The sequence below is a fragment of the Mumia sp. ZJ430 genome, from assembly GCF_011751845.1.
Classification (GTDB): Bacteria; Actinomycetota; Actinomycetes; order Propionibacteriales; family Nocardioidaceae; genus Mumia.
The window spans coordinates 468,409-482,289 of record NZ_JAAHFK010000002.1 but is presented as its reverse complement, the minus strand read 5'-3'; the positions used below and the strand labels follow the sequence as shown (position 1 = coordinate 482,289).

General features: G+C 66.4%; 13 protein-coding genes and 1 pseudogene. 9 read left to right on the top strand and 5 right to left on the bottom strand.

The features are described from left to right. Window positions 1-114 precede the first annotated feature (114 nt). Window positions 115-1,279: pseudogene (locus tag HCT63_RS08825) on the bottom strand (IS3 family transposase). A gap of 88 nt (window positions 1,280-1,367) precedes the next feature. Between HCT63_RS08825 and HCT63_RS08820 the strand changes: the two are divergent. Together HCT63_RS08820 and HCT63_RS08815 are read left to right on the top strand one after the other, a co-directional pair. Beyond that, window positions 1,368-2,249: an AAA family ATPase gene (locus HCT63_RS08820; protein WP_167003292.1), complete on the top strand. Its 882-nt coding sequence runs from the start codon at window positions 1,368-1,370 to the stop codon at window positions 2,247-2,249. Window positions 2,250-2,408: 159 nt separating this feature from the next. Then, window positions 2,409-3,122, top strand: coding sequence for a TOPRIM nucleotidyl transferase/hydrolase domain-containing protein (locus HCT63_RS08815; RefSeq protein ID WP_167003290.1), 714 nt, complete (start codon window positions 2,409-2,411; stop codon window positions 3,120-3,122). Here HCT63_RS08815 and HCT63_RS08810 read toward each other — a convergent pair. Then, window positions 3,075-5,204: a DUF3427 domain-containing protein gene (locus HCT63_RS08810; RefSeq protein ID WP_208322349.1), complete on the bottom strand. Its 2,130-nt coding sequence runs from the start codon at window positions 5,202-5,204 to the stop codon at window positions 3,075-3,077. The two genes, HCT63_RS08815 and HCT63_RS08810, sit on opposite strands and share 48 nt — an antisense overlap. A 494-nt stretch (window positions 5,205-5,698) precedes the next feature. On the opposite strand from HCT63_RS08810, the gene HCT63_RS08805 reads away from it, so the two are divergent. Then, window positions 5,699-6,784 carry a hypothetical protein gene (locus HCT63_RS08805; protein ID WP_167003288.1) on the top strand — a complete coding sequence of 362 codons (1,086 nt, stop codon included), beginning with the start codon at window positions 5,699-5,701 and terminating at the stop codon, window positions 6,782-6,784. A 23-nt stretch (window positions 6,785-6,807) separates the two neighbouring features. On the opposite strand, the gene HCT63_RS08800 is transcribed toward HCT63_RS08805, so the two are convergent. Next, the gene (locus HCT63_RS08800; RefSeq protein ID WP_208322348.1) at window positions 6,808-8,058 is read right to left on the bottom strand and encodes an exonuclease domain-containing protein; all 1,251 of its coding nucleotides are present in this window, start codon (window positions 8,056-8,058) and stop codon (window positions 6,808-6,810) included. A gap of 349 nt (window positions 8,059-8,407) precedes the next feature. Here HCT63_RS08800 and HCT63_RS08795 point away from each other — a divergent pair, with 349 nt between their 5' ends. The 3 genes from HCT63_RS08795 to HCT63_RS08785 all read left to right on the top strand — a co-directional run bounded on the left by HCT63_RS08795 (window position 8,408) and on the right by HCT63_RS08785 (window position 9,820). Continuing rightward, window positions 8,408-8,677, top strand: a complete 270-nt coding sequence (locus tag HCT63_RS08795) for a prevent-host-death protein (protein ID WP_167003284.1) — start codon at window positions 8,408-8,410, stop codon at window positions 8,675-8,677. Beyond that, window positions 8,634-9,098, top strand: a complete 465-nt coding sequence (locus HCT63_RS08790) for a type II toxin-antitoxin system VapC family toxin (protein ID WP_243842954.1) — start codon at window positions 8,634-8,636, stop codon at window positions 9,096-9,098. Before HCT63_RS08795 ends, HCT63_RS08790 begins: the two co-directional genes overlap by 44 nt. Before the next feature lie 533 nt (window positions 9,099-9,631). Continuing rightward, window positions 9,632-9,820: a hypothetical protein gene (locus HCT63_RS08785; protein ID WP_167003282.1), complete on the top strand. Its 189-nt coding sequence runs from the start codon at window positions 9,632-9,634 to the stop codon at window positions 9,818-9,820. Here HCT63_RS08785 and HCT63_RS08780 read toward each other — a convergent pair. Next, window positions 9,817-10,356 (bottom strand): CGNR zinc finger domain-containing protein, encoded by a 540-nt coding sequence (locus tag HCT63_RS08780; RefSeq protein ID WP_167003280.1) that lies wholly within the window; start codon window positions 10,354-10,356, stop codon window positions 9,817-9,819. The two genes, HCT63_RS08785 and HCT63_RS08780, sit on opposite strands and share 4 nt — an antisense overlap. 26 nt (window positions 10,357-10,382) lie before the next feature. On the opposite strand from HCT63_RS08780, the gene HCT63_RS08775 reads away from it, so the two are divergent. The 3 genes from HCT63_RS08775 to HCT63_RS08765 are packed head-to-tail and all read left to right on the top strand — an operon-like array spanning window position 10,383 to window position 13,485. Next, the gene (locus tag HCT63_RS08775) at window positions 10,383-10,577 is read left to right on the top strand and encodes a hypothetical protein (protein ID WP_167003278.1); all 195 of its coding nucleotides are present in this window, start codon (window positions 10,383-10,385) and stop codon (window positions 10,575-10,577) included. A 51-nt stretch (window positions 10,578-10,628) separates the two neighbouring features. After that, on the top strand, window positions 10,629-11,555 hold the full coding sequence (locus HCT63_RS08770) for a MurR/RpiR family transcriptional regulator (protein ID WP_167003276.1): 927 nt from the start codon (window positions 10,629-10,631) through the stop codon (window positions 11,553-11,555). A gap of 13 nt (window positions 11,556-11,568) precedes the next feature. Further along, the gene (locus HCT63_RS08765) at window positions 11,569-13,485 is read left to right on the top strand and encodes a hypothetical protein (RefSeq protein WP_167003274.1); all 1,917 of its coding nucleotides are present in this window, start codon (window positions 11,569-11,571) and stop codon (window positions 13,483-13,485) included. On the opposite strand, the gene HCT63_RS08760 is transcribed toward HCT63_RS08765, so the two are convergent. After that, window positions 13,482-13,847, bottom strand: coding sequence for a cupin domain-containing protein (locus tag HCT63_RS08760; protein WP_167003272.1), 366 nt, complete (start codon window positions 13,845-13,847; stop codon window positions 13,482-13,484). The genes HCT63_RS08765 and HCT63_RS08760 overlap by 4 nt on opposite strands. Window positions 13,848-13,881 lie beyond the last annotated feature (34 nt).

Here is a 13,881-nt window from a genome sequence, read left to right as displayed (position 1 = left end):
ACGCGATTATCGCGTTACAGGGGCAACGGCTCCGGCGCGATCTCGCTGAGATGGCGGTCTAGGGCAGGGCGTTCGTGATGATTTGGGACTGCACGATCAGGTGACAGTGGTTAGTCACGCAGCCTGAGTGGCTGGCGTGGTCATGATTGTCTCGAACTCGATTGGGGTCAATGGACCGAGCCGGCCTTGCCGGCGGCGTCGGTGGTAGGTCCGTTCGATCCAGTTCACGATCGCGATCCTCAGGTCTTCATAGGTCGCCCAGGCACGGCGGTCGAGGACGTTCTTCTGTAGCAGGGCGAAGAACGTTTCCATCGCAGCGTTGTCGACGCATGCGCCGACCGACCCATCGATCCAACCATGTCGTGACGGCCCAGGGCAGGCACGAACTTCCTGCTCCTGAATTGCGATCCTCGGGCGGTGCGGACCGCACAACCGGCCACGTCACCACGCCGAGCAACAGCGTTGTTCAACGCTGCCACGGCCATCTGCGACTTCATCGGGGAGTCAATGGAGTACCCGACGATCCGGTTGGAAGAGGCGTCCTTGAACGCACAGACGTACAACCTCCCTTCACTCGTCCAGTGTTCGGCGACGTCGCCGATCCAGAGCCGATTCGGAGCCCCTGCGGTGAACTGGCGCCGGGTCCGCCCCTTGTCGTCGACCACGGCACACAGGTCGCCGTGAACCGGCGGACCGGCCCTTTTCACACCGCTCGTCTTCTTCCCGAACGCCGACCACCAGCCGTTGCTCGAGCAGATCTTCCACGCCGTCCGGGGCGTCATCGCTACGCCGGCGTCGCGGGCCTCATCGACCAGAAACCGGTAGCCGAATTCGGGGTCGTCACGGTGGGCGTCGAACAGCGCGTTGGCGCGGTAGGCCTCATCGAGTTCCGCAGTGGTGACCGGGGTTCGCGAGCCAACGGTAGTAGGGCTGGCGGGCGATGTTGAGCACCCGACACGTCACCGTGACGGGGATTCCGTCAGTGGCCAGGTCACGGACGAGCGGGTAGCTCATTTTCCCGGCAGATGAGCCTGAGAGAAGTACGCCGCGGCGGCCCCATGAGCACCTCTACTTCTTGTTCGAGGGTCTTGATCCGCCTCTTCGCTTCACGCAGCTCGGCCGACTGGACTTCGACGTCGGCCTTCTTCATCCACGCGTACAACGTCGTGAAGTGGATCCCGAAGTCTTTGGCGATCTGGGAGAGCTCGACACCGGGCTCATGGTTCCTGGCGACGCGGACCACGTCGTCGCGGAACTCCCTGGGGTACGGCTTCGTCACGGCGAACATTCCTTCCAGCCCAACCACCTGGTTAGGCCACTCGGTTGTCACCTATCCGTGCCGCAGACCCGTCGCTACCATTCCAGGTATGCCATCCCGAACTGAATCGCCGCTCGAGGGTGCGCCGATCGGCGCTCCCGTTCGTCTCGTTTCCCTGACTACCAGCGGGTTCCGCGTCTTTGTCGAACCGTGCCGGGTTACGTTTACAGATGGCATCACGGTGCTGGCCGGACCTAACGGCGCCGGAAAGTCCACCGTTTTGGACGTGCTTGGCATGGCGTTCGCTCGAGAGACGCCGTTCGACCTCAACGAGTTTCCCAGCTTTGAGGCCGTGCTCGAATTCGATGACGGCTCTGACATCCGTGTGACGGGTGCACAAGGAAAGGTCGTCCTGGAGGAGAGGGCGTCAGTGCCAGTAGGTTTGCCGAAAGGCGTCTCGCAATCGACTATCCCCGAGTTGAAGGCGTTCGGCGCCACAGGATCGAACAAATCGCAATTGGTCGAGTCGGCAAAAGCGATTCTTTCTAGCCTTTCCGATGACATGCTGGAGAAGGCCTGGATCCCAATCACGGATGATACCTCGAATCGGCTTCCACGGCTCGTGAGATTTGATTCCGAGTCGGCTGAGGACCTCTCGCGGACGGTAGACGAGTTGATCAGACTGGAGTTTCAGCATTACGCGAATGAGGACGACGCTCGGCGACACATAACGGCGCTACGTACCGGCTTCGCGGCGCGCGCGAACGAGTCGATTGCGTCGATCCGTAAGGCCGTCGTGGATGGTTGTGGCGAACTGGTTGCTGGCATTGAAGTGGATCCAGGAATTGAGATCGACCGACCCCGGTTCACGGTGAGCGTTACGGTCCACACCGCCGACGGCGAGGCGAGAACATCGGGCGCATTCAGTCTCGACCAGCGCCGCCGGATGTCGTTGACGGCGCACCATGCACTCGCTGACCTGCTAGAGTAGGGTACCCGGAGGGCAGGCGACGTCATTGTTTATGACGAGCCGGATGCGCATCTGGATTGCGCTGCGCAGGAACGGCTCTGCCTAGCGATGGGGGAGCAAGCGCGAATTGAGGGCGTCCAGGTCCTGCTGGCGACTCACTCCGCGCAGATTATCAATGGCGTGGACTCCACTGCACTGGTTCACCTCCGTCCGGCGACGAAGTCGGCACGAGGGAACTCTGCCGTCTCCTTTGCCGAGTTCGGCGACGATGGCGAAAACGATCCCATGCATGATCTCGCCACGAGCCTCAGCAATCACGAGTTGCTTCACGCGCGTGTTGTCGTTGTAGCTGAGGGCGATACCGAACAGGTGGTGATCCCGTTACTCTACCGGCGGATTCACGGGCGCAGCGCCGCCATCGACCGGGTGCACGTCATTTCGCGGAGAGGTGGCAGCGAGGCGGTGAGGATGGCCGATATGCTCGCGCACCAGCTCCATCGCGAAACTGTGCTCACGCTCGACGCGGACCAGGCCGAAACCAAGGACGTTCGAGCCGCCCTTAAACTCGTTGGCGACGTAGAGAAGCATTTCCTCGGCGTTCGCGAGCTCGAAGATTGTTTCGACGACACTGCGTGGTCGGCTGGGATCATCGCCTACGCCGAAAAGCACCAGTTGCCGTCTGACCACTGGCATCCTGATCGCATCGGCAAGATTCGAACCGAAGCTGCGCTGCGCGGCAAAGGCCTCAGCAAGGCACTCAACGATGTTCTTTATCCGGAGTGGGATCACTCTCCGCGCAAACAGGAGCTCGCAAGACTTGTTGCTGAAAGGGCAGAGTTGAGCTCGCTACACGACACCCTGATCAGGCTGATGCACGCGATCAAGCGGCCCTAGGAGCGAACTGCGGGCGTTATTCTCTGCCGGCATACGCCACCGCACTGACGGCGGCTTCGTGGCCTCGCCTTCACAAGATGGACACGACGCGCGACGGCGCGGAGATGTTACCGCGCCACCGCTGACGCCCGCACGTAAAGGTCTGCCGGCATGGCCCGCCGCAGCCGCCACGTGATCGCCATGGGCCTCTCGCCGGTGTGGTCGGCGTAGTCGACCTGGCCGAGGCACGTGTATGGCGCGCCGGTGCCGAAGTCGTCCTCCTGCGCGTCGCGGAGAAGAGCACGACGTGGCTCCCGCGTTCGCCGTGCTCGCGGTAGGGTCGCGCTGACCGGTCGGGCCGTCGGCGGCGGTCGAGTTCTGTGACTCCCAGTGGAACTGGTCGGCGGCGAACGCGAAGTCCCGATACATCGTGTTCGGTGAGAAGTGGGCCTCGGTCTTGTGCAGCGTCACGAGTAGCAGGTCTGTGCGGGTCGCCTCTGTCCTCGCGACTCCGGTCATGTGCGAGCTTGGCTTGCGATCGAGGGTCGCGTAGTCGAACCCGGCGAGGATCTCCTCGCGCCGATACCGCGCATGACTGGCCAGCGGAAGGTGCTGCAGCCCTTCGCCCAGCGACTTCACGACGTGCCGCGCGCGATCTTCGCTGAGGGCGACGGGCTGCTGCATCTCAGCGCACACGGCGGGATGCTGACGAAGCTGCGCCAGCGCGGTGTCGTACGAGTTGAGCGGCATCCGAGGCGGCCATACGGCGAAGATCAGCATCCGCGCGAGCCGTTTCTCCCGGTCCGGAAGGTCTTCGTACGACGGTCCGTCCGCGGCGAGCAGCATCCGGTACGCGGCGGCGCGCTCGGCGTCGTCGACGTGCAGGACCGAGCGGCGCACCCGTCGCAGCAGCATGTCCTCCTCCGGTCCGGCCGGGGGCGTGGGCAGGTTCGCGGCACGCCGGAGCGGGGTCCAGGTCTGCTTGCGTCCGTAGATGTCGGGGAGGTCGAGCCCCGACTCCGCGAGGACCTGCGCGAGCGTGGCCTCGCCGACCGAGCGCACCTCGCGGGCGAGGTCTTTGGTGCTGAGGCGCAGCTGGCTGCGAACGTTGTCGAGCACGATCCTCTGTGCCACGCGGTCGAGGACGATCTGCGATCCCGAGGGCAGGTAGGGGAAGCCCTGCTCGATCTCGCGCTCGAGGCGCCGGCGGCTGGTGCCGGTGAGCGAGTGGTAGTGCTGGTCGAACCGGAACTCCTTGCGCTGGTTGCCGATGAAGTCCAGCACCATGAGCACCGCCTTGCCGCGCGCGCGACGCAGACCGCGGCCGAGCTGCTGAAGGAAGATCGTTGAGCTCGCGGTCGGACGCAGCATGAGGATCGTGTCGACCTCAGGGATGTCGAGGCCTTCGTTATAGAGGTCGGCGGCGAACAAGCAGTTGACGTCGCGCGACCGCAGCCGGCTGAGCGCGCCCGACCGCTCGTCGCGCGTCGAATCACCCGACACCGCGAGTGAGGGGATGCCGGCGGTATTGAACTTCGCCGCCATGTACTCGGCATGCCGCACTGAGACGCAGAACCCGATTGCCCGCATGTCCCAGACATCGGTGACCTTGTCCTGAAGCTCCCGCAGCACCTTTGCCGTACGGGCATCGTTGCCGGTGTAGACGCGATCGAGTCCCTCGGTGTCGTACGACCCGCGCTTCCACTCGAGGCCCGACAGGTCCACGTCGTCGGCGACACCGAAGTAGTGGAACGGCACAAGCAAGTCCTGCTCGAGCGCGTCCCACAGGCGCAGCTCGTACGCGGCGCGGCCGCCGAACAGATCGCGTACGTCGAAGCCGTCGCCGCGCTCGGGGGTTGCCGTGAGCCCGAGCAGTTCTTGCGGCTGAAGGTGGTCGAGCAGCTTGGTGTACGAGCTCGCGCGGGCGTGGTGGAACTCGTCGATGACGACAACGTCGAACTGCGTGGGGTCGATGCGCTCCACCCCGTACGCGCCGAGCGCCTGGACGGAGGCGAACACGTGCCGCCAGCGCTCGGGGCGTGCACCATCGACGTACATCTCGCCGAAAGCGCCGTCGGAGAGGTCCTCCAGCAGGTGTTCCACCTCGACGTGTCGATTGTAAGAAGTGGGCAGGTTCTGCTCAGTCACGCTCTCATTCCGTCCTTCGCGAGCCGGCCACTTGGGGAAGGCGATGTCTCCGCTCGCTGCATTCTCCAGTAAACCGGCCGTCGTTACTCGGAAACTCTGTGGCGCACGATGGTGGAAGGAGAACCGAACGATGACCGAGTGAGCAAGTACCAGCCGCTATGAGCACCTCGCTCGTCGGACCGGCATCGCGCGCATGACTTTCGATGAGATCGCCGATCTGGTCGGTGGACTCCCGAATTCGGCGTACGAGTATTCGGCGTGGTGGGGGGAACGGTCCGCGGAGCCATGCTCACGCCAGCTCGTGGAACGATGCTGGGTATGACGCGCGTCCGAATCTGGGCAAGCGTTGCGTGGAGTTCCTGCCACGCTGACGCTTGTGACCGCGAGCGAAGTTCCGCGGTCTGCGACTCGTGAGCGCAGCAGTCGTGTCGAGCGGCGAGAATGGACGGATGACGTCCGACGGACTGTTTCATATCGACGCGCGAGGCGATCTTGTCTCGATGGCTGTCACACCCTACGAGGCTGAGGACGTGCTTCAGCAGCTCTTGGAATCGCACCCGGATCTCCTCGCGGGCGGACAGATGTACCCGGATGCAGCGCGGCGATGGGCGCTGATCAAGCGAGAATACGGGGTGCCGGATCGTGACGATGCAGGCGATCGCTGGAGCATCGATCACCTCTTCGTTGACCAAGATGGGGTGCCTACGTTGGTGGAGGTCAAGCGGTCCACAGACACCCGGATCCGACGCGAAGTTGTCGGGCAGATGCTGGACTACGCCGCGAACGGAGTCCGCTACTGGCCCGTGGATCGGCTCCAGTTCGCATTCGAGGAAACGCAGCGAGCTGGTCAGCACGACCCGGCTGACGTGATCACCGCCCTCTGTGGCGACCCCAACGCCAGCGTCGAGGAGTTCTTCGGGTGGGTTGGAGACAACCTCCGAGGTGGGCGTATCCGCATGATCTTCGTCGCGGACGTGATTCCCGACGAGCTCAGGCGCGTCACCGAGTTTCTGAACGAGCAGATGAATCCGGCCGAGGTCTTTGCGGTAGAGGTGAAGCAGTACCGCGCGCTCGGCTACGAGGGCACGGTGATCGTGCCAGCCGTCTATGGGCGGACCGCCGGCGCGAGCCGGAAGACGGATCGACGCAGTGCGGGGAGTCTCGAGGAGCGACTGGCGGCTTCGGATGACGCCACGCGCGCAGTCGTCGAGCGGTTGCGTGAGCTCGCCGAACACGATGAGCATTTCTTTCTGAAGACAACTCCAGGTGGGTTCCATCTGCGCCGTTCCAGCGACCAAGTCACGGTTGCCAGCGTGTGGATTGGATATCGGGCGCTGGACGTACCCGTCGAGAATGCCCGCAGGGCGGGTCGGGGAGACGTGGACGTCATGCTCGAGTCACTCCAGGAGCTGACAGCGAAGCCGTTGAGCCCGCGAGAGCCGAGCATTCCCTCAGCAGACGCCCTTGCCCACTGGGACTCCATTCAGATGGTGATCGAGGCTCTGGCGTCCGGTGCTCTCCAAGCACGTCCGTGATCCTGTCCGCTCGGCGCCGGTCCTCACACCCCTGCCCGCTCCACCACCCCCATCGCGGGTGCCTTCTCGAACTCCTCGAGCGACACCACTCGAATCCCGTACCCGCGTGCCTTCTTTGCCTTGCCCGACAGGCTGTCGACGTCAGCGGCGATGACCAGCGTGACCTTCTTCGTCACCGCGTGGTGGACGCGGAGTCCGACGGCGGTCGCACGCTCCATCCAGACGCTGCGCGGTTCGTCGAACTCGCCGGTGAACACGACCAGGTCATCGAGGGTCAGGCTCAGCTCGGACGTCGTCGCACCACCTGTTGCCCGCACGAGCGCCTCTGCGTCCGTGCCCGCCGGCAGCTCGAGCAGCGTCACGATCGTCGCGAGGTCGGCACGTTCGTCGTCGGTCAGTACGTGGTCGGCGAGCGCAACTCGAGCAAGCGCGTTGACGTAGTCGCGGTGGAGGCGATCGGTGTCCGCGGCGGTGAGTCCGAGCGAACCTGCGAGCGCGCCGAGTGCGGCGATCTCGTCAGCGCTGAGGTAGCGGTCGGCGAGGGCGGCGTCGAGCACCGCGAGGTACGGGTCCGCGACCGCGGAGCCCGAGACGCGTGGCAGGTAGTCGACGATCCCCGCAACGAGGCCACCGCCACCACCACCGCCGGGAATGCTCATCGACCGCGTCGCGCGTGAAGCGGTCGAGAACGCTTGCGGCGCAAGCTGCGGCCACGGCACGGTGATGGCTCGTTCAGCGATCGAGCTCCAGGGGTACGGAGGCTGGGTGCGCTGGAGGAAATGGCTCAGGAGATCGGCAGTGGCGCGGGCGTCCGCGCTGGCAGAGTGCCAACCCCCGAGCGGGATGCCGGCGGCGGCGCAGCACTCAGCGAGCGAGCGGCCGGCGCCGGGGAGGTATGACGCGGCGAGGTTCATCGTGCATAGCCCGTGCGAGCGGTCGACCGGGAAGCCTGCGCCCAGGCGGGCGTACTCGGCATCGAGGAAAGTCAGGTCGAACGGAAGGTTGTGCGCCACGAGCGTACGGCCGCGCAGGAGCTCGATGAGGTGCGCTGCCAGATCCTCGAAGCGAGGGGCCCGGCGGGCATCGGCAGCGCGGATGCCGTGGATGCGCTGCGGGCCGAGGTCGCGATCAGGGTTCACGAGCGTCGACCACTCGTGCTCGATACGGCCGCCGCCGTCAACGAGGACGACGCCGATCTCGGCGATGCGGTGGTGGTACTTCGGGGATAGTCCTGTCGTCTCGGTGTCGATGACGGCGTACATCCTGGTGATCACTCCCGCTATGGCGCTGCGAGGTTGTGGCGGGAACCTATCGGGCTGCGATGGCGCGGGGGCGGGAATCCGAAATGTCGATACGGATCGATCGACAGTCGTCGTCATGAACGGATGCGGTGTCGACAACCCGGCAGACGAGGTCGCTGAGAGCGCGCGGTGCGATTGAGGTCTCCCTCTTGACTGGGGGACAGGCAGAAGCCCCATGTCCACAGGACTTGATCGTCCTCAGCGAGGCCCTATCCCGATGCTGGGCGTCCTGCCAGGCGTGATCCTGGGAGGCATGCCTGATCACAGAATGAGCGTCGAGAACCATGTAGCACCAGGTAGCACATGGTCCTACGATGGAGCCATGGTGTCTTCTGACGAGATCAGCCAGCGTGACCTCCGACTGCGATCGAAGGAGATCATGGACGCCCTTGAGAGCGGCAGGTCGTTCGTCGTGACAAGGAGCGGGCAGCAGATCGGCGAGCTCGTGCCGCTGCGATCCCGACGACGATTTGTGTCGCGTGACGACTTCGATCGGATGTCCGGTGCTGCGCCAGTGATGGATCTTGAGCGGTTCCGTGCCGATCAGCATGCAGCTGCTGAGCAGGGCGGACGCGACCCCTATGCCCACTGACCGCGAACGGGGCCTCCTTGACACGAACATCCTTGTGCTGCGCCGATTGATCGACCCGGGGGAGCTCCCGCTAGAGGTCGCGATCAGCGCCGTCACTCTGGCCGAGCTCTCCGCGGGCGTACACCTCGTGGCCGGTGATGACGCGGAGGCCCGTGCTGAACGGGCTCGACGCACCGACATCCTTCAGCGCGCGGAGTATGCCTTCGACCCGCTCCCGTTCGACGCCGAAGCTGCGCGCGCCTTCGGCAGGATCAGTGCAGCCGTCCGGGACGTCGGGAGAACCCCGCGCCGTCGAGTCGCCGACCTGATGATCGCCGCGGTCGCAGCAGCAGCCGACCTGCCCCTCTACACGACGAACCCCGACGACTTTGCCGGCCTCGACGGAATCGTCGATGTCATCGCGGTGACGCGACCCGAGTGAATCCTGTGGGATGCCGTCGACGACGAGCAGCATCGGTGATCGCCTACTTCGCGCCGCCCGGCTTCCGCGACACCAACGGGTAACGCACGCCTGAAGCCATCGAGAGCTTCGGATGCGAGAGCCGACTCAGGGTCCCACGGGGAAGGTCATCGTCATGCCCAGCTCGCGGGCCCGTGCGGCGATGCGGTCGCGGTGGTCACGCCAGCACGCACGAGCACGGCTGGCGCACGGAGTCCCGCCACGTAATCTCCGAAGGGAAGATCCACCACGTACGGTGCTCCGAGTGCGGCGTACGACGGTCGACCTCCTGCGCCACCCGGACGCACCGCCGACCGCGGTGAGCCGCGAGATGGGGTCCTGAGGAATGCCCCAAAAGCCAGCATATCGGCGTGCGCGTTTCAAGGCGTTGGTCCTTCGTAAGCAACGCGAGGTCTTGACCGTGGCGGTCGAGAGTAACTAGCGTCCGGCTTGCGAATATGAGAGTTTTCACCACGCAACTGGGGGTTGGCGTGACACGTCGCCGAGTGCTGATAATGACCGTTGTTGCGGTGGTGATTGCGGTGTTCGCCACGTGGCTCGTGCTGTTCCTCAGCCGGGGGGAGACGACGTCGGCTTATCGGTCCACCAACCTCCCTGATGAGGCGGACGGCATTGCTTTCATGGACGAGGCGATCGTTTATGACGACCTCGGGCGAATGACAGCAACTCTGAGGGGTGTTTAGGCCGTGAGTGCACGTGCGCGGTGGCGGCGTACGGCGGCGCGGTTGGCGCAGCGGACCGAGCAGTAGCGCTGGCGACCGTTGCGGGTGACGTCGACGACGACGTTGGTGCAGGGATCGTCCGGAGCGTCGCCGGCCTCGCAGCGGCTCAGCCGGTGCATGCCGCGCGTGGTCAGGTGCAGTGCGGTGCCGACGCTGATGACGGCCCGGAGAACGTGGGGGAGGGCGTCGTTGTCGTCGCGGTAGTGAAGGTGCCAGCCCTCGCCGTTGTGGTCGGTGAGTCTCGGGTACGCAGCGACGGTGGCCATCTGCGCGTTGAGCAGCCGGGCGCGTTCGGTCGGGTCGGTGGCGTCGACGATCGTCAGCCAGTCGTCGATGACGCGGCGGGTGACTGCATAGTCATGGGGTCCCACGGGGAACGTCATCGTCATGCCTAGCTCGCTGGCCCGTGCAGCGATGCCGTCGCGGTCGTCGGGCCAGTCGTTCGCGAGCGAAGCGGCCAGCAGCACCGCGTACTCGCCGTAAGGGTTGAGATGCATAAGACCATTACAGCACCGTTGACTTCATGAGTACATGCACAGAAGCCACGTCACGCGAGCAGGCCAGCACCCACGAGCACGGCTGGCGTACGGAGTCCCGCCACGTCACGTCCGAGGGGACAGTCCACTACGTACGGTGCTCCGAGTGCGGCGCACGGCGGGTCGATCTTCTGCGCCACCCGGACGCGGCGCCGGTTGCGACAAGCCGCGAGATCGCCTGATATGTCATATCGCTCTTGTGCACGGAGGATCCGCCCGCGATAGTTCTTGTCATGGCTGTGACCTCCGCCACAGACGCCCCGGCCCCCGACGGCGTCCTCGCGCGCATGCGTCTGCTCCTCCCGGGGCTTCCGGACTCCACGCGCCACACCGCGCAGAGGATCCTCGACGACCCGCGCAGTGCCGTCGCCGGCACGATCAACGACCTCGCGATCAGCGCGGGCACGTCCACCGGTGCCGTCTCTCGCCTGTGCCGCGCGCTCGGCCTCGATGGATACCCGGCGCTGCGCGTCAGCGTCATCACCGAGGCGGCCGCGACGGCGTACGGGAGCTGGAACGCCGACATCAGCCGCGAGATCGGACCGAACGACTCGCTCGCCGACGTCGCCCGCACGCTCGAGGCGGTCCAGGCCCGCGCCGTCCACACCACTCTCGCAGGCCTCGACCTCGACGCCGTCGCGACAGCCGCCGCAGCAATCGCCACCGCGACCCGCGTCCACGTCTACGCCGTCAGCGGCAGCGGCGTGATGGCGCGCGAGCTCGAGCTGCGCCTCAGCCGCATCGGCATCGCGTGCTGGACATACGCCGACGTCCACGACGGTCTGGTCGCCGCCGCCCAGCTCACCGACCGCGACGTCGCGATCGCCGTCTCGTACTCCGGCGAGACCGACGAGACCCTCGACATGCTCGCCACCGCCCGCGAGCACGGCGCCCGCACCGTCGCGATCACCGCCGGCCCGCGCTCGCGCCTGGCCACGCTGGCCGACCACCTCCTCGTGACCGTCGCCGAGGAGACCACCTTCCAGGACGGCCCGCTCGCGTCCCGGCACTCCGAGCTCGCCGTCGTCGAGATGCTCTACCTCGCCGTCGGCCAGCACGACTACGACCGCACCGTCCAGCTCCTGTCCGAGACCGAGCGCGCTGTCCGCCCTCGCCGCCCCGAACGCCGTACCCGCCGCACCAGTCCCGAGCCACGCTGACCCAGGAGGACGCATGACCCCCCAGCACGACGAACCTGACAACGGCCTCAGCCGCAAGTCCTTCCTCGCACTGGGAGGAGCGCTGGTCGCCGCCGGCGTCGCCAACCCGTTCGGGGGCGGCGCCGCCAGTGCCGCGACGGCCAAGACAGGCGCCGCCGCAGCGGCCACAACGACCGCAGCCGCAGCCGCAGCCAGCGCCACCACCGGCGGCCCGCTCATGAACGACGGCCGCTTCCCGATCGGCCTCTTCTGGCCCCCGCCGCCCACCCAGACCACGGTCGCGCGCTACCGCGAGATCGCCGAGGCGGGCTTCACGTACGTCCACGGCGGCAACTACTCCAACTCCGACGTCCAGATCACCACGCACATGCTCCGCATCGCCGACGAAGCCGGCCTCAAGGTGCTCGTCGAGGACCCCGACATCAAGTGGCTCCTCAAGAACATGAACGTCGGCGACCCCGCCGCGCCGAACACGATCAGCGAGGCCGAGCTGCGTCAGCGGATCACCGCAGCGGTCAACCGGTACGCCCCGTCGTGGCGGGCCGTCGGTGGTCGCCTGCACATCTCGAGCGGCAGCGGCGACGGGTCGATCGGCTGGGTCGCGGACGGCGCCAGCTGGAGCGACTACACCTTCGCGTTCGACACCGAACCCCTCCGTACGGGCGCGGGCGGGTACGCGCAGGCCGGCTGGGCGTTCCGGATCCAGGACGAGCGCAACGCGTACGTGTGGCTGCTCTCGACCCAGGGCTCCGACGGCAAGGCGGTGCTCAAGAAGGCGGTCTTCGTCAACGGCAACCCGACGGTCACGCAGGTCTCCCTGCCGTACCAGCTCGAGCCCGGCAAGACCCATCACGTCGAGACGACGCTGAGCGGCGCGACGATCACCACGCGCATCGACGGCGTGCTCGTCGACACGACGACGGACACCCGGTTCACCTCCGGCTCGGCCGGATTCCGCGAGGCCGGGCCCGAGTCGGCGTACTTCGACAACGTCGTCATCACCGGCGCCGGGGGAGCGGAGCTGTTCAGCGAGACCTTCGACGAAGGGCTCAGCGCGTGGCGACTGCCGTCCGGATCCGGATACGCGTCGTTCGCGGGCATGCACCTGTACGACGAGCCGAGCGTCGGCCAGCTCCCGCTCATGGCGAAGGCCGTCGCGATGGCCAACGAGGCCTACCCGGACGCGCTCTCGTACGTGAACATGCTTCCCGGCTTCGGGGCCGGGTACGAGCAGGCCGCGCGCGACCTCGACTCGCCCGTGCTCTCGTTCGACCGCTACCCGATCCTGGCCAGCGGCGAGGACCTCGGCTACTTCGAGAACTGGGCGCAGGTCCGCGCCGCCGCGCTCAAGCACGGGCGCGACTCGTGGGTCTACATCCAGAGCGTCGGCTATGCGAACCACGCGATCCCGACGAAGGCCGACATCCTCTGGCAGATCTCGATCAGCCTCGCGTACGGGTGCAAGGGCATCCAGTACTTCACGTACTGGACCCCAGACCCCGCGCGCGGCGAAGCGTTCACGACCGGGCTGATCACGGTCGAGGGCAAGCGCACGCCGCTGTACCGCTACTCCAAGGACATCAACCGCGACGTCCTCGCACCGCTCGGCAAGCAGATGCTCGGCCTCACGTCGACCGCCGTCCAGCTCGCGGGGGTCGCGGCTCCGCCCGCCGGGCTCGACCCGTTCGCGGCGGACGGGCTCGTCTCCGCGGTCAGCGGCGACCCGGTGGTGCTGGGTCGCTTCGTCGACGGCGACGACCGCCTGCACACGCTGGTCGCGAACTACTCCCGCCACGAGCGGGCGCGCGTACGGCTCACGCTGCCGGCGCCCGCCGAGGCGTACGACCCGCGCCGCGACCGCTGGGAGCGCGAGCGCGACGGTGCCCTGACGCTCGACGCGGGGGAGTCGGTCCTGCTGCGGGCGCGCTAAGCCAGCTCGCGCAGCTCCGAGGTCATCTCGCCGCCGGCGTCCCCGGTGTTGACGGTGCCCTTCGGCTCGATGAGCACCGCTTCCACCTCGGCGCCGGCGATCGGGCAGTGCTCGACGCCCTTCGGGACGACGTAGACGTCGCCGGGACCAAGCGTCACGTCACCGTCGCGGAGCTGGATCGTCAGGTCGCCGCTGATCACGAGGAACAGCTCGTCGGTGTCGGGGTGGGTGTGCCACACGAACTCGCCCTGGAGCTTCACGACCTTCACGTCGTAGTCGTTGATGCTCGCGAGCCGGTGCGGCTGCCACGGATGGGTGATTGTCGCGAGTGCCGCCTGCAGGTTCTGTACGCCTTCACTCATGGGCCGATCGTACGAGGCTCACGGCAGCGGGCGC

What these genes read in the sequence shown, in the direction of transcription:
- HCT63_RS08820 (WP_167003292.1), top strand. Translation starts at nt 1,368, where the DNA reads ATGCCATCCCGAACTGAATCGCCGCTCGAGGGTGCGCCGATCGGCGCT.
- HCT63_RS08805 (WP_167003288.1), top strand. Translation starts at nt 5,699, where the DNA reads ATGACGTCCGACGGACTGTTTCATATCGACGCGCGAGGCGATCTTGTC.
- HCT63_RS08795 (WP_167003284.1), top strand. Translation starts at nt 8,408, where the DNA reads ATGGTGTCTTCTGACGAGATCAGCCAGCGTGACCTCCGACTGCGATCG.
- HCT63_RS08790 (WP_243842954.1), top strand. Translation starts at nt 8,634, where the DNA reads ATGCAGCTGCTGAGCAGGGCGGACGCGACCCCTATGCCCACTGACCGC.
- HCT63_RS08785 (WP_167003282.1), top strand. Translation starts at nt 9,632, where the DNA reads ATGACCGTTGTTGCGGTGGTGATTGCGGTGTTCGCCACGTGGCTCGTG.
- HCT63_RS08780 (WP_167003280.1), bottom strand. Translation starts at nt 10,356, where the DNA reads ATGCATCTCAACCCTTACGGCGAGTACGCGGTGCTGCTGGCCGCTTCG.
- HCT63_RS08775 (WP_167003278.1), top strand. Translation starts at nt 10,383, where the DNA reads ATGAGTACATGCACAGAAGCCACGTCACGCGAGCAGGCCAGCACCCAC.
- HCT63_RS08770 (WP_167003276.1), top strand. Translation starts at nt 10,629, where the DNA reads ATGGCTGTGACCTCCGCCACAGACGCCCCGGCCCCCGACGGCGTCCTC.
- HCT63_RS08765 (WP_167003274.1), top strand. Translation starts at nt 11,569, where the DNA reads ATGACCCCCCAGCACGACGAACCTGACAACGGCCTCAGCCGCAAGTCC.
- HCT63_RS08760 (WP_167003272.1), bottom strand. Translation starts at nt 13,847, where the DNA reads ATGAGTGAAGGCGTACAGAACCTGCAGGCGGCACTCGCGACAATCACC.